Here is a 20,071-nt window from a genome sequence, read left to right as displayed (position 1 = left end):
ACAAGGATATTGTTTCTTACGGTTCTTAGTTCAATGAGAACTGGACCGCTTTTGCGGTTTACAATCGCCCACTTCTATAAGTGGTGCGTATTTTGAATAGCTGATAGTTAGATAAAAGCAGTAAAAATGAAAACGGTTAAATTTTTTGATTTAATTTCAATAAAAGAATATTCAAACTATTGTAAACGTGTTATAATGACCTTATTAAAGGAGGACAAAAACAGGAGATTTTTATTAAAATTAAAGTTAACAAGCGAAATGATAAAGTATGAAAATTGAAGTTAAATTACAGTTTAGTTTTAAATAATATATGTAAAATATATAATTGTGAACAAAATTTTAAATAAATAATAAGGGGTGGAGTATGGAAGAATACAGGGGTTACGTAATAGAAGTTGTAGAGAATGATGAGAAAGAATATCCATATAAAGCAATTGCAAGAAAGGAGGAAGAACAGATAAAACACAAGGGATTTAGTAAACTACAAGCTATTGATCTTGTTAAAGGTACTATAAATTTAGAGATAGCTAGGCAATGTAAACAATAGACATTTGGCATTTTTCAAAAGTATTTCATATAAATGTATTGCATATTAACAATATATATGGTATCCTAAATGAGTTGGGATTGCAAAATCAACAACATCAAGATTTGATATGATTAAAACATTACCTTTTTAGGCATATAAAGTAAATCAGATCTTAAATCTTAATATAAATAAAAAGGAGACATGTTTAAAATGACAGATAAGACTATTGTATGTAAAGATTGTTCACAAGAATTCGTATTCACTGAGGGTGAACAGGAATTTTATAAAGAAAAAGGATTCGAAAATGAACCACAAAGATGTCCTGATTGTAGAAGAGCTAAAAAACAACAGAACAACAGAGGATTTCAAAGATAATATAATTTAAAAAATTACCCATAGGAATTATTCCTATGGGTTTTATTCTGCCCAAATCTATAAGGGACATTTAAGTAAATAACAAGTCAAATATCCGTAGCGTCTTTGACTTGTTATTTATTTTCATGCCCCTAACATAACTTTTAGAAAATAGTGATATAGTATATTTAAGATGGCTATACTTAAATAGAAGGAGAAATTTTAATATGAAGAATATAAAACTAAGTAAAGTTACTTTAAATAAAATCAAACTAAGTAATGTTAATTCAGATAAAAACAATCAAATAGATGATAAACCTCATCATGTTCATGGGGGAAACTATGTAGGGGAGAGAATTAATGGCATGAAACATGGAATTGGAACTTTCATTTATGCTGATGGAAGTAAATATGTAGGAAATTGGAGCAATAACAAAATGAGTGGTCAAGGAACACTTACTTTTTCTTGTGGAGAAGAATATATAGGCGGATGGATTAATGATGAAAAAGACGGATATGGAATATATACTTGGCCAGATGGTGAAAAATATATAGGGCAGTGGGTTAATGGCGAAAAAAGTGGCCAAGGCATTTGTACGTGGCCTACTTGCGATACGTATGTAGGAGAATTTCAAGATGGACTTAGACATGGCATTGGAATTCATACTTATACTGGTGGAGAAAGGTATATGGGTCAGTGGGAAAATGATGAAAGAAAAGGACAAGGAATTTATATCTATTCTGATGGAGAAATAAAAATGAAAAAATAACAGATGAATAATTCTGTTATTTTTTTATCCCTAATCCTTAGTTGTAACATTTTTGTAGCGAGTGTAATATTATATACCAACAAAAGAAAGAAATAGAGGGACAAACTTATGAGAAAATGGACAAACCTATGAGAAAAAATTATATAAGGAATATTTGCCTTCAGAGAGGGGGGAAATATGTATGTGGTGTTGGTGGTTAGTATTATTATTGCTAGTTGAAGATGATGGGTTTGGTGGAAATAATTGTAGAAATAATCGTTGTGGAAACAATGATTGTGGTTGTACAAATACTATCATTATAAATAGGAATAAGAAATGTCATAAAAAAAACCGCAATTTATGTTCTAATCAAGATTAGTATAATGCGTTTTTTTATATTAGAAGATTAAATTATTTAGAATTAAGGAGATTTTAGTAGCTAATGCTAAAGTCTCCTATTTATTGTACGAAGATTATATAGGATAAAAACTTAAAAGGATAGGTTGGGTAATATGAAGAAGTGGTATGGAAAAACAATGACGAGGGTAGTTGAAATGCTGAATTCTGATATTGATTCAGGATTGAATGAAGAAAAAATTAAATATATGAGAGAAACCCATGGTGAAAATACCATATTGAAGCCTAAAACTGAAAGTCTTTTAATTTTGATAGCGAGTCAAATAAAGCAGTTATGGATTCTTGTAGCGTTACTATGCGTAGTTATGCTATTTTATAATAGATTACTTATTACAGGTTGCTTTGTAACTTTGATAATAATATTTAGTGTAGCACTTTTAATAAATGGAGATTATAAAGAGAAAAAAAGTTTGATGGCAATAGATAATCTAAATACAACATATTCTTATGTAAAACGTTCTGGAAAGATAGTTAAAATAAGTTGTGAAGAAATGGTAGTTGGAGATATCGTTTACCTAGAAAAAGGCGGATATGTTCCAGCAGATATTAGAATACTCGAATGTGAAGATCTTAAGGTAGTAGAAGTTTCGGTAACAGGTGAAAAATATGAAGTGGAGAAATACTCTATGAAGATAGAGGAAGAGGTTATGAATCTTTCTGAAATAAAAAATATTGTTTTTAAATCTTCATTCATTACTGAAGGTTCTGGCTCGGGTATAATCATTGCTACTGGCATGAGCACACAAATTGGAAAGATTATAAAAGTGTTACTTGAATCTAAAAATAATAGCAGTTTATTTAGTGGTAATTTAACAAAAGTTGTTAATAGAGGGTCGATAATTACTATAATAGCATGTATAATTACATTGATTTTTACTACATATAAAAATAATGGGCTTCATGAAACTATAAATTCTCTTATTTATATTTCTTTGACGTTTAATTCATCGATGTTTATTATAATATTGTATTTATTTTTTTACATTACATTTAGAAAATTCAATAAAAAAAATATATATGTAAAAAGTATTGCAACTATATATGAACTTACTAATATTTCTACAATATTCATGAAAAAAATTGGGGCTGTTTCTGCGAATAGACTTATTCTTTGTGAAGTTTATTGTGATGATAGGCATATTGATATGAAGGAACAGAAACCAGAAACTGAAGTGGTTATAGAGAGGATAATTAGTATAGCACTACTTTGTAATGATTCTAAGCTTTTTAATAAAGGTTCCTCGCATTTGAGAGATTGTAATTCTATTGAAAGTTTGGAAGAACATGAAATACTTGAGTTCTGGGATGAAAATTTTGCGAAAAATAGTAATCTTGAGACAAAATACAGAAGAATATTTAAAATACCTTATGATTCTGAAAAAAAGATTAAAACAGTTGTAAATAAAATAGATGATAAATATAGAGCTAATGTAAAAGGTGTGCTTGATGGTATGTTAAGTAGATGCACTCATATTTTAATTAATGGTGTAGAAAAAGAAATTAATGAGGATGATATTGTAAATATTATAAATGTTCATATAGATATGTCCAATAAAGCATATAACGTTATAGGATATGCATATAGGGATTTCAGTTATAAACCAAGCATTGATGAGAATATTGAAAGTAATTTAGTGTTTGTGGGGTTAATAGGCTTTGAGAATCCGATAAAGGAAAGTTCATATATAGCAATAAACACTTGTAGGGAAAGTAATATTAGAGTTATCATAGATCAAGAAGACAATAAATTAGCCTCTTTTGCATTTGGAAAATTAATAGGGGTTACAGACACAAAAGAGGAAATTCTATCAGGGATAGAGATAGATTATATGAGTAAAGATGAATTTGAAAAGAATATTGAAAGTGTTAGCATTTTCTCTAAAATCTCACCTAAACATAAAAGTGAAATTGTTAATGTTTTAAATAAAAAAGGTCATTCTATTGCATCAGTAGGAGATACATTAACAGATTTAGAGTACCTTAATAATTCTGATATATCCATTTGCGCAGGAAGTGAATGTAGCAATGTAGTAAGAAAGCTTTCAAATATATTTTTGGAGGAAAATGATTTTGAAGATATAGTAAATTTAATACAGCATAGTAAAAAAATTATTAACTATATAAGTAGGGTAAATATATTTATAAGCACTTTAGCGGTAAATGAAATCTTTATAATATTATTAAGTATAATTATTAGGGGTGGAATGCCATTTACACTTATTTGTAGTTTGTCCATAAATTTTATATTGTTACCTTGCTGTTGCCTTGCAATTCTATTACAAAATACAAATACAGATATAACACTCAAAAATATTGAACATGATTATATAAAAAAAATCTCTATAAGAAATTCATTCCTAATAAGTATCTTTTATATACTTATTATTGTTATTAAACATAAATTCGTTATTATAAATGTGATGGATAGTATATTTATTGTGTTTGCATTGCTAGAAAGTATATCTTGTTTATCACTTTTACATGAAAAACATTTCTTTAAAAACAAAGCGGCTTATACCCTAGTAATATTTAATTTATTAGTACAAGTTATATTGGTTATTTTTAAATAGTCTGAAAAGGTATGAATAAATAAGACAGGTCGATTACTTTAAAGATTTATTGGCTAAAATAAGGCTGTGGAGGTATATAATACTTGAAAATATATTTAAAACATTGCTTATGTTATAATAGAAAAGTAAGGAACAAATTTATATGTTCTTTCGCGTAAATAATTTTTCAAGTATAATATTTTATTATGGCTAGACCTTTAGTGTATTATGCAGTAACAATATTTATGGGATGCATTACTTGCTTGATTTTAATAAACAACCCTATTGTAGGTGCGTTTATAGCTGTAATTTTTTTAGCTAGTATGTATTTTACTATAGATAAAAAGTTTTTCTACCTAGTAGTTTGTTTTTTTATTATTGGTATTATAAATTATTACTCTTATTTTAATATTAATTTACCTAGTGATTCGAAACTTAAAGTGAGAATATCTGATAAAAGTACATATTATTGCTCAGCAAGATATAATAATAAGAAGATTAATCTGAAAGGTAATATATTTGAATTAAGTGAAGGAAGAAATGTTTGGATAAAAGGTAATTTTAAAAAGGAAGCAGTATATGAAAAGGGAATAGTCGGAACATATACTGTTAAAAGTTATGAGATTTGTGATGAAGATATAATATCAAAAATAGAAAGTTATAGAAAAGGGTTACATGAAAGATTTTCGGAAAGTTTAGGAAAAGAAAAGGCTGCTTTAGTTATGGGTGTATGTTTTGGAGATAGTGGATACATAGAGAAAGTGCAAAAGGAAGATTTTAAAAAGCTGGGTATAAGTCATGTGATAAGTGTATCAGGTCTTCATATGTCAATAGTTTATAAAGTGTTAGAAACTGTTATTGGTTATAAAATCGCTTTATTATTTTCTTTTGGATACATGATATTCACAGGAGGGCAATCATCGACAATAAGAGCTTTTATAATGATTTTTATATTGAAAATAGCTAGCAAAGTATATAAAAAATATGATAGTCTATCATCTGTTAGTCTGGCTGCAATTATAATATTAGTATTTAGACCTTTTTATATTCTTGATATAGGATTTATGCTTTCTTTTCTTTGTGTTCTTGGTATCATAGTATTTAACAAGAAAATAAGGAAGGCGTTATATAAATTACCTTCTACTTTAAATGAATCTTTCAGTTTGAGTATAAGTTCTCAGATATTCTCTACTCCATATGCAGTTGTAGCACTTAAAACCTTTTGTTTAGGGTCTGTTCTTAGTAATTTAGTGCTATTACCCTTTTATACAGTAGTTGTGATACTTGGGAATATGGGGCTTGTTTGCAGTGCCTTTTATCGATTGTTTAATTTAATAAATTATGGCTTGTTTACTGTTTTAATGATTATAGAGTTTATTCAAAAGGTGCTTGTAGCATTATTACCAGAAATGCTTTACTTTTCATATATTGAAAGTTTAGTTGTATTCGGATTATACTTATGTTATCTTGGAATTAAAAAAGGTTATATGCAATTTAAGTATGTTCCGATTTGTATTATTTTTGTTTTAGTATTTCAAAGTTATAAAGTTTTTCCAGAGGTTAGTTATATAAGCGTGAATAAGAATAATGTGGTTTTAATACAATACAAACGGACAGCTATTGCAGTAACCACGGGGAATATTAAGGGAAATGATTTAAAAGTTCCGGTTAAAATAGATAGAGTTTTCGAAAATTATACTGGTAAGTCAGCTATAAGTCTTTCAAAAAGATATACTATTAAATTAATACGTAATCGTGATAAATTAGAAGCACAAGTATGTTTTACTCAGGAGACAAATAAAAAACAGAATGTGGAATTACTTAAAAGTGCAAGGGATGAAATTACACCATTTAAAGATATAGTAAAACTTAAAAATGATGAAACATACGTGCCGTCAGGAACAATTATTAATAAATATATAATCATAGGAAATAAAGTTTTAAAATTTTCACAAGGGTTGGAGGAAATAATTGATTAATTATGCAGAACTTGAAAAAAAGATTAAAAAACATGAATTAGATAATTGTTATATATTTTGTGGATCAGATGAAAAGTTAATAAAAGATCATGTTGAATATATAACAAATAGCGTACTAGACAAAAATTTTATTGATCTAAATTATTCGAAATTTGATGGTAGTAAAACAGATTTTGAGACAATTAGTGATGCTTGTGAAACTATGCCGTTTATGAGCGATAAAAAGGTAGTGGTTGTATATAGGGCGACCTTTTTAGAGGATAACTCAGGAACTAAGAATTCTAATGATTTGAAAAATAAAAATTTTCTTATGCTAAATGAATATTTAAAAAATCCACCGCCTCAATGTATATTGATTATATATTATACGTTTTTAAGCGATAGAGAAAAACCGAGTAACAAAATTAAAAAACTAGACAAAAAAGCATGTGTGATAAAAGTTGATAAATTAAAAGGTGAATCTCTCCAGAAAATATGTAAAAATTTGTTTGAAGGTGCCGGAGCGAAAATCGGAAAATCAGAACTTGTTTTGTTTTGTTCTCAGGTAGATAACAATATGAATATTATAATAAATGAAGTAGAAAAGCTAGTATCATTTGCAAATGGAAAGGAGATTACTAAAAAAGATATTTTGGCGATGATGCCTCAAAAGAGTGAAAATGATATTTTTAATTTAGTTGATTTTTTGTCTCAGAAGAATATAAAGAGGGCTCTAGACATTTTGAATGAACTTATATATAGGGGAGAGAAAATACCATTTATATTATTTATGGTAACAAGGCAGTTCAATCTTTTATTTAATATAAAATTAGGTACTGAAAATGGGAAAACAAAGGAGCTTTTGTCAAGTGAATTAAGGCTTCATCCATACGTTTGTGAAAAAATGATTTCACAGAGCAATAAATTTACTATAAAAAGGTTAAAAAGAAATATCGAACTATGTCTTGAAACAGAAAAAGTTTTAAAAAGAAAAGGCTGCTTTAGTTATGGGTGTATGTTTTGGAGATAGTGGATACATAGAGAAAGTGCAAAAGGAAGATTTTAAAAAGCTGGGTATAAGTCATGTGATAAGTGTATCAGGTCTTCATATGTCAATAGTTTATAAAGTGTTAGAAACTGTTATTGGTTATAAAATCGCTTTATTATTTTCTTTTGGATACATGATATTCACAGGAGGGCAATCATCGACAATAAGAGCTTTTATAATGATTTTTATATTGAAAATAGCTAGCAAAGTATATAAAAAATATGATAGTCTATCATCTGTTAGTCTGGCTGCAATTATAATATTAGTATTTAGACCTTTTTATATTCTTGATATAGGATTTATGCTTTCTTTTCTTTGTGTTCTTGGTATCATAGTATTTAACAAGAAAATAAGGAAGGCGTTATATAAATTACCTTCTACTTTAAATGAATCTTTCAGTTTGAGTATAAGTTCTCAGATATTCTCTACTCCATATGCAGTTGTAGCACTTAAAACCTTTTGTTTAGGGTCTGTTCTTAGTAATTTAGTGCTATTACCCTTTTATACAGTAGTTGTGATACTTGGGAATATGGGGCTTGTTTGCAGTGCCTTTTATCGATTGTTTAATTTAATAAATTATGGCTTGTTTACTGTTTTAATGATTATAGAGTTTATTCAAAAGGTGCTTGTAGCATTATTACCAGAAATGCTTTACTTTTCATATATTGAAAGTTTAGTTGTATTCGGATTATACTTATGTTATCTTGGAATTAAAAAAGGTTATATGCAATTTAAGTATGTTCCGATTTGTATTATTTTTGTTTTAGTATTTCAAAGTTATAAAGTTTTTCCAGAGGTTAGTTATATAAGCGTGAATAAGAATAATGTGGTTTTAATACAATACAAACGGACAGCTATTGCAGTAACCACGGGGAATATTAAGGGAAATGATTTAAAAGTTCCGGTTAAAATAGATAGAGTTTTCGAAAATTATACTGGTAAGTCAGCTATAAGTCTTTCAAAAAGATATACTATTAAATTAATACGTAATCGTGATAAATTAGAAGCACAAGTATGTTTTACTCAGGAGACAAATAAAAAACAGAATGTGGAATTACTTAAAAGTGCAAGGGATGAAATTACACCATTTAAAGATATAGTAAAACTTAAAAATGATGAAACATACGTGCCGTCAGGAACAATTATTAATAAATATATAATCATAGGAAATAAAGTTTTAAAATTTTCACAAGGGTTGGAGGAAATAATTGATTAATTATGCAGAACTTGAAAAAAAGATTAAAAAACATGAATTAGATAATTGTTATATATTTTGTGGATCAGATGAAAAGTTAATAAAAGATCATGTTGAATATATAACAAATAGCGTACTAGACAAAAATTTTATTGATCTAAATTATTCGAAATTTGATGGTAGTAAAACAGATTTTGAGACAATTAGTGATGCTTGTGAAACTATGCCGTTTATGAGCGATAAAAAGGTAGTGGTTGTATATAGGGCGACCTTTTTAGAGGATAACTCAGGAACTAAGAATTCTAATGATTTGAAAAATAAAAATTTTCTTATGCTAAATGAATATTTAAAAAATCCACCGCCTCAATGTATATTGATTATATATTATACGTTTTTAAGCGATAGAGAAAAACCGAGTAACAAAATTAAAAAACTAGACAAAAAAGCATGTGTGATAAAAGTTGATAAATTAAAAGGTGAATCTCTCCAGAAAATATGTAAAAATTTGTTTGAAGGTGCCGGAGCGAAAATCGGAAAATCAGAACTTGTTTTGTTTTGTTCTCAGGTAGATAACAATATGAATATTATAATAAATGAAGTAGAAAAGCTAGTATCATTTGCAAATGGAAAGGAGATTACTAAAAAAGATATTTTGGCGATGATGCCTCAAAAGAGTGAAAATGATATTTTTAATTTAGTTGATTTTTTGTCTCAGAAGAATATAAAGAGGGCTCTAGACATTTTGAATGAACTTATATATAGGGGAGAGAAAATACCATTTATATTATTTATGGTAACAAGGCAGTTCAATCTTTTATTTAATATAAAATTAGGTACTGAAAATGGGAAAACAAAGGAGCTTTTGTCAAGTGAATTAAGGCTTCATCCATACGTTTGTGAAAAAATGATTTCACAGAGCAATAAATTTACTATAAAAAGGTTAAAAAGAAATATCGAACTATGTCTTGAAACAGAAAAAGTTTTAAAAAGTACTTCAACTGATGATAAAACAAATATTGAAGTATTTATGGTAAAGACCGTAATGTAGTGACCGAGGAGAGGTTTTTTTTAAAATAAATAATATAAACAAAAAAATAAAAAAACCGGTGTAAATCACCGGTTTTTTATTATGCTGCTAAATTTAAAGCGTTTAATCTTGCTGCAAGTCTTGATTTTCTTCTTGCTGCTTTGTTTATGTGAAGGATTCCTTTTGTTACAGCCATGTCTAAAGCTTTAACTACAGATGCATATGTAACTTTAGCTTCTGCAACATCACCAGTAACTAGTGCTGTTTCAAATTTTTTAACCTTAGTTTTTAAAGCAGATTTAATCATTGTATTTCTTTCTGTTTTAACTGCAGTAATTTTGATTCTTTTTTTTGCTGATTTAATATTTGCCATTAATTTTCACCCCCCTTTGTATTTAATAACGTGTCAGCAGTTTTGGGGAAACTGCATACGAATCTATTTAATTAATCAACTAGTATTATAGCATTAAAATATAAGCACTTCAAGGGTAAATTAATCTATATACATAAATTTTAGTATAAGACTTATTTAAATGAGGCAGAAAGCTTAAAATAAACATTTTTAAGAATAAGAAAATACTATTGGGAAAGGATAATAATAAAAATGTAGTTGAGGTGAAATTATGATAAGTATAAGAACAGACTTAGCCGTAGAGGCTAAAGAAATATACAAAGAAAAAAACAATGGTGAAATGCCTGGTGTTGATGTAGAAGAGTACAATAGGGAAGATATTAAAATTACTAATGTAAAAATAGTAAGCGATATCGGAGAAAAAATGATGGGAAAACCAAAAGGTACATATATAACTATTGATATCCCGGAATTTGTTCACTATGATGGTGATGCTATGGATAGAGTAAGTGTAGTAATGGGAGAGGTTTTATCACCACTAATAAAATTGGATGACAGTATGACGGCTCTAGTAGTTGGCCTTGGTAATTGGAATGTTACCCCAGATGCTGTAGGACCCAAAGTTGTATCGAAAATAATGATTACTAGGCATTTAAAACAATTAGTACCAGATTCTATAGATGAAGGTATACGTCCGGTATGTGCAATATCTCCTGGTGTTCTTGGAATAACAGGTATGGAAACTGGTGAAATTATTCGTGGTATTGTGGAGAGGATTAAACCCAATTTGGTGATTTGTATTGATGCATTAGCTTCTAGGAAAATGAATAGGGTGAATAGAACTATCCAAATAGGGACATCTGGAATTTCTCCAGGTGCAGGAATTGGAAATAGAAGAATGGAAATAAGTGAAAAAACATTAGGTGTGCCAGTCATTGCAATTGGGATACCAACAGTAGTAGACGCTGCAACACTTGCAAATGATACTATTGATTTAGTACTTGATGAGATGATTAAATCTGCAAATGAAGGTAAAGAATTTTACAATATGTTAAAATCCATTGACAAAGCGGAAAAACAAAAAATGATTGCTGAGATATTAAATCCTTATGTAGGCAATCTTGTTGTTACACCAAAGGAAATAGATATGGTTATAAGCTCTGTTTCTAAAATAATTGCTAATGGAATTAATATAGCATTGCAACCAGCATTAGACTTAGAGGACATAAATAAGTATTTAAATTAGTAATAACTATTCAGATTCCCTCATATATATTGTATAAACAGGGGGGATGAAAATGAGTTATAGAGGCAAAAATAAGATTAGGCTAAGTGAAAAAATGAATTTTTTTAAAAATTCCATTAAAAAAAGTGGTAATGTGAGAATGTTTTTTTGTGTTTTCACATTGCTCATTATTTTTTTATTAGGAGTAATTCTGCCTAAAAGTGCGAAGGCAGATAGCGGAGGAAATTATAGAAACTATTTTTATATTAGGGTTATTAATAATGTTTTATCTGTAATAAAGGGATCTAGTGTAAAGGGACAGGATACAAACGGTGAAAACACAAATGGTTCAGTAGTTTTATCATTTCTAGGAATTGATATTTCGAATCCTATATCAATAGTTATAAAGGAAATAGCTTATTTAGATAAAAATGAAGTCATCACGGATGTAAAGAATTCAAAAACATTTAGCCTTAATTCTTTTAACTTAGATGATAAGCAGGTAAATAAGTTGGAGGTTAATAATGTGGTAGCAAAATTATATGACTCTAGTTTGAAAGGTACGCTAAATAAGTCCAAGCCACGGGTACTTATATATCATTCTCATACATCTGAAGCTTATCTAACTTCTGACACGGATACATCGAAAAATACTGAGAGTTCAGATCAATCTCGAAGTGTAGTTGCTGTAGGCGATGTAATAACCGAAAACCTAGAGAAAAATTATGGAATTTCAGTTATACATGATAAGAATGTAAATGATACAGGAGATTACAAAAATGCTTATAAAAAGTCTGGAGTTACTTTAGATAAATATTTAAAGTTATACGAAAAATTTGATTTGATTATTGATTTACATAGAGATAGTATAGACAACAAGAAGACATTAATTACAAAATTGAATGGTGAGGACGTTGCACGATTTATGTTTGTAGTAACAGATAAGAATCCTAGATATGCACAGCAGAAGAAATTAATAGATTCTATGATGTCAATATCAAATAGATTATATCCAGGGCTTATACGCGACGAACCAATTTGGGTTTATCACTGGGGCATGGGTTTTTATAATCAAGATAGAAGTAATAACGCACTTTTAATTGAAGTAGGTGCAAATAGTAATAGTATCCAAGAAGTGAAAAATACAGGTAAATATCTATCAAGAATAATAGCAGAACAATTAAATGGGAAAAAGTGAATAATTTATTATAAAAAGTGCATCCTTAATAATGAGCAGATAATAATTAGTTATTATCTGTTTAAGAGAAGAGGTAGGGGGCATTTTTTATGTTTAAAAAAGGTATTATTAAATATATATTTGTACTAGTTATTTGTTTTTTTATACTTATTTATGGATTTGTTGAAGTTAATATTAACAAACCTGAACTTGTAAAAGAAAAGTCAAAATTTACAATGAATTTTAAATTAAACCCTTTAGATTTTAGAATAGAGACGAAGGGATATGTTTTTTATACAAATGGCAAATTCTTTTATAATATTAAAGAAAAATGTGTTGATACTTATAATGAAATTTTTATGAAATAATATAAGGTTAACATATAAAATTAAATAAAGTATCACGTAAAATAACAATGCATTGACAAAAACAGATATAATTATGATATAATTTAAGTAGATGTATAAAATCAAAAAAATATTAACATATAGTACAACGGGGGTAAAAATTAATGCAGAGTAATAGACAAAAGTACATAAGGAATTTTTCAATAGTTGCACATATTGATCACGGCAAGTCTACTCTTGCAGATAGATTACTAGAAAAGACAGGTACTTTAACTAAAAGAGAAATGGAAGAGCAAGTACTTGATAATATGGATTTAGAAAGAGAAAGAGGAATTACTATAAAGTCTCAACCGGCAAGGCTCGTTTATAAAAGGGAGAATGGAGAAGAATATATATTCAATCTTATAGATACTCCGGGTCATGTGGATTTTAATTATGAGGTTTCAAGAAGTTTAGCTGCTTGCGAGGGCGCTGTACTTGTAGTTGATGCGTCACAAGGAATTCAAGCTCAAACTTTAGCAAACTGTTATCTTGCATTAGATAATGACCTTGATATTGCTCCAGTTATCAATAAAATAGATCTTCCTAGTGCAAGGCCGGACGAAGTAATTAAGGAAATTGAGGATGTAATAGGTATTGAAGCCCTTGATGCTCCAAGAATTTCGGCAAAAACTGGACTTAATATAGAAGATGTTTTAGAAGCTGTAGTAAATAAAATTTCACCACCTAGCGGGGATGAAGAAGCACCCCTTAAGGCTTTAATTTTTGACTCTTTTTATGATAGTTATAAAGGAGTAGTATGTTATGTAAGAATTAAAGACGGCATAGTTAAACCAGGAACAAAGATTAAACTAATGAATACTAATAAGGTATACGAGGTAGTAGAAGTTGGAGTGTTTGTTCCAAATTATCTTCCAGTAGCAATGTTAAGTGCTGGTGATGTTGGATATATAACTGCTTCTATAAAAAATGTTAGGGATGCACGTGTTGGTGATACTGTAACAGAATCTGATAGACCAGCATTAAAGGCGCTTAAGGGATATAAACCAGCGATTCCAATGGTATTTAGTGGTATCTATCCTATAGATGGTGCAAGGTATGGAGAATTAAAGGAGGCGCTAGAAAGACTTCAGTTAAATGATGCAGCATTAGGGTTTGAACCAGAGACATCTATTGCCTTAGGTTTTGGATTTAGATGTGGATTTTTAGGTCTTCTTCATATGGAAATAATACAAGAAAGAATCGAGCGAGAATTTAATTTAGATATCATTACGACAGCACCATCAGTTATATATAAAGTAATGAAAACTAGTGGAGAATTAATAGAGATAACAAATCCTACTAATCTTCCGGAACCTACAGAAATTAGGTATATGGAAGAACCAATAGTTAAAGCATCTATAATAACACCATCAGAGTATCTTGGATCAGTTATGGAGTTATGCCAACAAAAGAGGGGCGTATATATTGATATGCAATATATAGAAACCACTAGAGTTGTGGTAAATTATGATTTGCCACTTAATGAAATAGTATATGACTTTTTTGATGCTCTAAAATCAAGAACAAAAGGTTATGCATCCTTTGACTATGAAGTAAAGGGATATGTAACCGCAAATCTTGTAAAGCTAGATATTTTACTTAAGGGAGAAAAAGTTGATGCTTTGTCCATGATTGTTCCAGAAGAATCAGCTGGGCATAGAGGTAGAATTATGGCTGAAAAATTAAAAGAACATATACCAAGACAAATGTTTGAAATACCAATACAAGCATCTATAAATTCGAAGGTAATTGCAAGAGAAACTGTAAAAGCTCTAAGAAAAGATGTTTTAGCTAAATGTTATGGTGGAGATATTTCAAGAAAGAAAAAATTATTATCAAAGCAAAAAGAAGGTAAAAAGAGAATGCGACAAGTTGGAAGTGTAGAAGTTCCACAAGAAGCATTCATGGCTATACTTAAAGTAGACTAGTAGTTTTGAAAAAGATAATTAATAGCTTTGAAAAAGATAATTAAAGTGAGGATAAAACATGAAGAAGGTTGCTTTATATATTCATATTCCCTTTTGTAAGCAGAAGTGTTTATATTGTGATTTTCCATCACTAGCTGGCAAAGAGGATTGTATGGTTGATTATGCTGCAGCACTTGCAAAAGAAATATATAGTATAAAGAATAAAAAAATAAAAACTATTTTTATAGGTGGGGGAACTCCCACCTATTTATCTTTAGCGGGCTGGAAAATAATAAAAAAAAGTATTGATACATTAGATATATGTGATGATTTAGAATTTACAGTGGAGGGGAATCCAGGAACATTTACAAAAGAAATATTGAACTTCCTAAAAGAAATGGGAGCGAATAGACTTAGTATTGGACTTCAAGCTTGGCAGGATCCACTTTTAAAAGAACTCGGAAGAATTCATACTATAGAAGATTTTAAACAAAGCTTTGAAATGGCTAGAAAATTAGGATTTGATAACATAAATGTAGATTTGATGTTTGGACTTCCATCTCAAACTATCGATCAATGGACAGAGACATTAGATAATGTAACTAAGCTTAATCCAGAGCATTTATCTTGCTATAGTTTAATTGTAGAAGAGGGAACAGAATTTTATAAAAGATTTGAAAAAGGTACATTAAATCTCCCAGATGAGGAAATAGATAGAACTATGTATGCGAAAACAATAGAAGTTTTAAGGGAAAAAGGATATATACAATATGAGATCTCAAACTTTTCTAAAAGAAATAAGAAATGTAGACATAATCTAGTATATTGGGAATTGGATGAATATATTGGGTGTGGAACTGCTTCTCATTCGTATAGTGACGGTTTTAGGTATAGAAATGAAGAAAACATAGAAAAATATATTGAAAAAATGAATAATGGTAACAGTGCAATAGTTGAAAAAACGAAAAATTCATTTAAAGATAATATGGAAGAGTTTATGTTCATGGGACTTAGAAAAACAAAGGGTGTAAATAAAAGTGAATTCAAGAAAAGGTTTGATGAAAATATGGATGATGTTTATTACGATGTAATTAATAAATACACAAGTACTGGTTTTATGATAGAAAGTCCAGATGATATTTTTTTAACATATGAGGGTATTGAAGTATCAAACGTAATTATGGCAGAGTTTTTATTATAAATTATAGTAATCTTAATAAGAAATTTTGATTTTTAACGTCTTAGGTAGTAAATCAGAGATAAGTAGAGCATTTTAAATATAATTCAAAATAAACTATGTAAAATAGCTATATTGAAAAAACAAGATTATTGACAAAAACCATAATAAATGATAACTTAAATGTATACCCGTTAGCACTCAACGGAAGCGAGTGCTAATAAAAGAGGTGATATTATGGAAATGGATGAAAGAAAAATTAAAATACTTCAGGCTATAATAACAGATTATATAAACAATGGTGAGCCTGTAGGGTCCAGAACCATAGCTAAAAAGTATGATTTAGGTATTAGTTCAGCTACAATAAGAAATGAAATGTCAGACCTCGAAGAAATGGGATATATTGAACATATACATACCTCATCTGGTAGAAAACCATCAGATAAAGGTTATAGGTTATATGTTGATAGACTTATGGAACTTACAAAGTTATCTTCTGAGGAAGAATATATGATTAAAAATCATCTTATTAATGCTGCATTGTATGAGGTTGATAAAATTGTTAAGCAAGCAACACAAATGCTTTCTCTTCTTACAAATCTTACATCTATAGTGAAGGCACCTTCTGTTCAAAAAAGCTGTATAAAATATATTCAGCTAATGAATTTAGATTTTACAAGCATTTTGTTTGTAATTATTACAGATAGTGGCATTATCAAAAATAATGTTATAAAAGTTAGTAAGCCAATTGGCATTGCAACTATAGAAAAACTTACTAATATACTTAACTTTAGATTAGGAAAACTTACAATAGAACAGATAAACTTAGAAGTTATCAATAATTTAAAAAGCGATTTAGCTTCTTATGAAGAAATATTTGCAGGGATTATTCCAGCATTATATGATAGTTTATCTGGGGTTGAGTCTTCTGAAGTTTATATTCAAGGCGCTGCTAATATATTTAATTACCCTGAATATAATAATATAACTAAAGCTCGAGAGTTCTTAGTATTGGTAGACAATAAAGAGAGTATAAATAGCTTACTAGGTACTAACGACAATATTTCTAATATTACCATTAAAATTGGTGGGGAAAATTTTGTTGAGTGTGCAAGGGAGTGTAGTATTATAACAGCAGTTTATAGCGCTTCTGGAGTACCACTTGGATCCATTGGAGTTATAGGACCAACAAGAATTCCCTATGGAAAAGTTATATCAGTATTAACGGGAGTAGTTAAAGAATTAAATGATAATATAGCTCAAATTTATGATGATCATAAATAAAATTTTAAAGATTTATTTTGAGCAAGATTTGGAGGAATGATTGAGTGAATACGAATAATAAAGAAATATTAGACGAGGAAAACACAAAGGTTTCAAATGAAGATTCCAGTTTAGCAGGTGACACTAACGAAGTTAAGGAAAGTAAAAAAGAGACTGAGGATACATTAGATAAAACACTAGAAGAAGCTGAAGTATTAGAAGATGCTGAAATAGTAGAGGAAGATGAAGAAGTTGAAGAACTTTTAGAAAGTGATAAAGAGAAAGATATGAGAAAAAGTAAAAAGAAACTAGAAGCAGAAAACAAAAATTTACAAGATAATATGGATTCTTTTAAGGATAAACTTTTAAGAACAACTGCAGAGTATGAAAACTTTAGAAAAAGGACAATAAAAGAGAAACAAAACATATACACAGATGCTTGTGCAGATGTTTTAAAAGAAGTTCTACCAGTACTTGATAACTTAGAAAGAGCTCTTTCGGTTGAAGGTGGTGGGGAGGAACTAAGAACTGGTGTAGAAAATACAGTTAAATTATTTAATGCTGCATTTAAAAAACTAGGCATTGAAGAATTATCCTCAACAGGCGAATTTGATCCTAACTTCCACAACGCAGTAATGCATGTAGAAGATGAACAATATGGTGTAAATCAAATAGTCGAAGTATTACAAAAGGGATATAAAAAAGAAGATAAGGTATTAAGACATAGTATGGTTAAGGTTGCAAATTAAACTTTAATAAATGTAAAAACCTTTGATAAATATAAAAACCTTTGATAAATATAAAATATAAATATCATAACAATTATAATTGAAATGATATAAAAGGAATATAGGGAGGAAATAATAATGGGAAAAATTATAGGAATAGATTTAGGTACAACAAATTCATGTGTAGCAGTTATGGAGGGTGGAGAACCCGTAGTAATTTCTAATTCAGAAGGTGCAAGAACTACACCATCTGTAGTATCATTTCAAGCTAATGGAGAAAGACTAGTAGGTCAAGTAGCTAAAAGACAAGCAATTACAAACCCAGATAAAACAATAATGTCAATTAAAAGACAAATGGGTACTGATCATAAAGTAGATATTGATGGAAAAACACATACACCACAAGAAATTTCAGCATATATTTTACAAAAAATAAAAGCTGATGCTGAGGCTTATTTAGGAGAAGCAGTTACAGAAGCAGTTATAACTGTACCTGCATACTTCAATGATAGCCAAAGACAAGCAACAAAAGATGCAGGAAAAATAGCTGGACTTGAAGTTAAGAGAATAATAAATGAGCCAACAGCTGCAGCATTAGCTTATGGACTAGACAAAATGGACGTTAATCAAAAGATATTAGTATATGATTTAGGTGGCGGTACATTTGATGTATCTATATTAGAACTTGGTGATGGATTATTCGAAGTTAAATCAACTAACGGAAACACTAAACTTGGTGGAGATGACTTTGACGAAAAAGTTATGAATCATATTGCAGATACTTTTAAAGCAGATAATGGAATAGATTTAAGAAATGATAAAATGGCACTTCAAAGACTTAAAGAAGCTGCTGAAAAAGCAAAAATAGAATTATCATCTTCAACACAAACAAATATTAATCTACCATTTATTACAGCTGATGCAACAGGTCCTAAGCATATAGATATGAATTTGACAAGAGCTAAATTTAACGAATTAACTCATGACTTAGTTCAATCTACAATAGAACCAATGAAAAAAGCAATAGCAGATGCAGGTTTATCTCTTAATGAAATAGATAAAATTGTACTTGTAGGTGGTTCAACAAGAACACCAGCAGTTCAAGATGCAGTTAAAGAATTTACTGGCAAAGATCCTTCAAAGGGTGTAAATCCAGATGAATGCGTTGCACTTGGTGCAGCAATTCAAGCAGGAGTTTTAAGTGGAGAAGTTAAAGATGTATTACTTCTTGATGTAACTCCATTAACCCTTGGAATTGAAACATTAGGTGGAATAGCTACTCCTTTAATTGAGAGAAATACTACGATTCCAGCTAAAAAGAGTCAAACATTCTCAACAGCGGCAGATGGTCAAACATCAGTTGAAATTAACATTGTTCAAGGTGAACGTCAAATGGCTGCAGGTAATAAATCTTTAGGAAGAGTTACTCTATCCGGAATTGCAGCAGCACCAAGAGGTATTCCACAAATAGAGGTTACTTTTGATATAGATGCTAATGGCATTGTTAATGTATCAGCTAAAGATAAAGGAACAGGAAAAGAAGCTAAAATAACAATTACAGCATCAACTAATTTAAGTGATGATGAAATTGATAAAGCAGTAAAAGAAGCAGAGAAATTTGCAGGAGAAGATAAAACAAGAAAAGAAGAAATAGAAATTAAAAATAATGCAGAACAGTTAGTATACCAAACTGAAAAAAGCTTAACTGACCTCGGAGAAAAAGTATCAGAGGAAGATAAGAAAGATATTGAAGCTAAATTAGAAGCTCTTAAAAAGATTAAAGATGGAGACGATACTGAAGCTACAAAGAAATCTACAGAAGAATTAACTGAAGCATTTTATGCAGTAACTACAAAAATATATCAAGCTGAAGCAGAAACAGCAAAAGCTGGAGAAGCTGGTCAAGGCGCAGATAATGCTAATTCTGCTGAGCATGATGACAATGTAGTAGATGCTGATTATAAAGTGGAAGAAGATAAAAAAGAAGAAGATAAGAAATAATATAAACAATTAACAAAATAATTAAA

The 20,071-nt window shown here is 29.2% G+C and carries 18 protein-coding genes; 17 read left to right on the top strand and 1 reads right to left on the bottom strand.

From position 1 onward, the window contains the following. Positions 1 to 364: 364 nt before the first annotated feature. The 9 genes from KPL54_RS15330 to holA (KPL54_RS15290) all read left to right on the top strand — a co-directional run bounded on the left by KPL54_RS15330 (position 365) and on the right by holA (KPL54_RS15290) (position 9,847). Entirely contained in the window at positions 365 to 547 is a 183-nt protein-coding gene (locus KPL54_RS15330) for a hypothetical protein (RefSeq protein WP_216107381.1), read from the top strand. Positions 548 to 739: 192 nt separating this feature from the next. Next, complete coding sequence (locus tag KPL54_RS15325; protein ID WP_071613616.1) at positions 740 to 904, top strand: zinc-ribbon domain-containing protein; 165 nt, start codon at positions 740 to 742, stop codon at positions 902 to 904. A 206-nt stretch (positions 905 to 1,110) separates the two neighbouring features. After that, positions 1,111 to 1,653, top strand: coding sequence for an MORN repeat-containing protein (locus tag KPL54_RS15320; RefSeq protein WP_216107380.1), 543 nt, complete (start codon positions 1,111 to 1,113; stop codon positions 1,651 to 1,653). 181 nt (positions 1,654 to 1,834) lie between these two features. Then, the gene (locus tag KPL54_RS15315; RefSeq protein ID WP_216107379.1) at positions 1,835 to 2,011 is read left to right on the top strand and encodes a hypothetical protein; all 177 of its coding nucleotides are present in this window, start codon (positions 1,835 to 1,837) and stop codon (positions 2,009 to 2,011) included. 133 nt (positions 2,012 to 2,144) lie between these two features. After that, on the top strand, positions 2,145 to 4,619 hold the full coding sequence (locus KPL54_RS15310) for a P-type ATPase (protein WP_216107378.1): 2,475 nt from the start codon (positions 2,145 to 2,147) through the stop codon (positions 4,617 to 4,619). A gap of 242 nt (positions 4,620 to 4,861) precedes the next feature. Further along, positions 4,862 to 6,577 (top strand): ComEC/Rec2 family competence protein, encoded by a 1,716-nt coding sequence (locus KPL54_RS15305; protein ID WP_216107377.1) that lies wholly within the window; start codon positions 4,862 to 4,864, stop codon positions 6,575 to 6,577. Beyond that, a complete protein-coding gene (gene holA, locus KPL54_RS15300; RefSeq protein WP_216107376.1) occupies positions 6,570 to 7,586 on the top strand; it encodes a DNA polymerase III subunit delta in 1,017 nt (338 codons plus the stop codon). Before KPL54_RS15305 ends, holA (KPL54_RS15300) begins: the two co-directional genes overlap by 8 nt. Beyond that, positions 7,564 to 8,820 (top strand): ComEC/Rec2 family competence protein, encoded by a 1,257-nt coding sequence (locus tag KPL54_RS15295; RefSeq protein WP_216107375.1) that lies wholly within the window; start codon positions 7,564 to 7,566, stop codon positions 8,818 to 8,820. The genes holA (KPL54_RS15300) and KPL54_RS15295 overlap by 23 nt, the downstream gene beginning before the upstream one ends. Continuing rightward, the gene (gene holA, locus KPL54_RS15290) at positions 8,813 to 9,847 is read left to right on the top strand and encodes a DNA polymerase III subunit delta (protein ID WP_216107374.1); all 1,035 of its coding nucleotides are present in this window, start codon (positions 8,813 to 8,815) and stop codon (positions 9,845 to 9,847) included. Before KPL54_RS15295 ends, holA (KPL54_RS15290) begins: the two co-directional genes overlap by 8 nt. Before the next feature lie 79 nt (positions 9,848 to 9,926). On the opposite strand, the gene rpsT is transcribed toward holA (KPL54_RS15290), so the two are convergent. Then, entirely contained in the window at positions 9,927 to 10,199 is a 273-nt protein-coding gene (gene rpsT, locus KPL54_RS15285) for a 30S ribosomal protein S20 (protein WP_216107373.1), read from the bottom strand. Positions 10,200 to 10,449: 250 nt separating this feature from the next. Between rpsT and gpr the strand changes: the two genes are divergently transcribed. The 8 genes from gpr (at position 10,450) to dnaK (ending at position 20,045) form a co-directional block, all read left to right on the top strand. Beyond that, complete coding sequence (gene gpr / locus KPL54_RS15280) at positions 10,450 to 11,424, top strand: GPR endopeptidase (RefSeq protein WP_216107372.1); 975 nt, start codon at positions 10,450 to 10,452, stop codon at positions 11,422 to 11,424. A gap of 52 nt (positions 11,425 to 11,476) precedes the next feature. Beyond that, the gene (locus KPL54_RS15275) at positions 11,477 to 12,601 is read left to right on the top strand and encodes a stage II sporulation protein P (protein ID WP_216107371.1); all 1,125 of its coding nucleotides are present in this window, start codon (positions 11,477 to 11,479) and stop codon (positions 12,599 to 12,601) included. 89 nt (positions 12,602 to 12,690) lie between these two features. Further along, positions 12,691 to 12,948: a hypothetical protein gene (locus KPL54_RS15270; protein ID WP_216107370.1), complete on the top strand. Its 258-nt coding sequence runs from the start codon at positions 12,691 to 12,693 to the stop codon at positions 12,946 to 12,948. 143 nt (positions 12,949 to 13,091) lie between these two features. After that, positions 13,092 to 14,897, top strand: a complete 1,806-nt coding sequence (gene lepA, locus KPL54_RS15265) for a translation elongation factor 4 (RefSeq protein WP_216107369.1) — start codon at positions 13,092 to 13,094, stop codon at positions 14,895 to 14,897. Between the two features lie 58 nt (positions 14,898 to 14,955). Beyond that, on the top strand, positions 14,956 to 16,077 hold the full coding sequence (hemW, locus tag KPL54_RS15260; protein WP_216107368.1) for a radical SAM family heme chaperone HemW: 1,122 nt from the start codon (positions 14,956 to 14,958) through the stop codon (positions 16,075 to 16,077). 213 nt (positions 16,078 to 16,290) lie between these two features. After that, positions 16,291 to 17,337 carry a heat-inducible transcriptional repressor HrcA gene (gene hrcA, locus KPL54_RS15255; protein WP_216107367.1) on the top strand — a complete coding sequence of 349 codons (1,047 nt, stop codon included), beginning with the start codon at positions 16,291 to 16,293 and terminating at the stop codon, positions 17,335 to 17,337. 44 nt (positions 17,338 to 17,381) lie between these two features. Continuing rightward, on the top strand, positions 17,382 to 18,065 hold the full coding sequence (gene grpE / locus KPL54_RS15250) for a nucleotide exchange factor GrpE (RefSeq protein ID WP_375372997.1): 684 nt from the start codon (positions 17,382 to 17,384) through the stop codon (positions 18,063 to 18,065). 117 nt (positions 18,066 to 18,182) lie between these two features. Then, the gene (gene dnaK, locus KPL54_RS15245; protein WP_216107366.1) at positions 18,183 to 20,045 is read left to right on the top strand and encodes a molecular chaperone DnaK; all 1,863 of its coding nucleotides are present in this window, start codon (positions 18,183 to 18,185) and stop codon (positions 20,043 to 20,045) included. The last annotated feature ends 26 nt before the right edge of the window (positions 20,046 to 20,071 follow it).

This window comes from Clostridium estertheticum, from assembly GCF_018861295.1.
GTDB lineage: Bacteria > Bacillota > Clostridia > Clostridiales > Clostridiaceae > Clostridium_AD > Clostridium_AD estertheticum_D.
The sequence above is the reverse complement of the archived record's forward strand: the minus strand, read 5'-3'. Positions and strand labels throughout refer to the sequence as shown.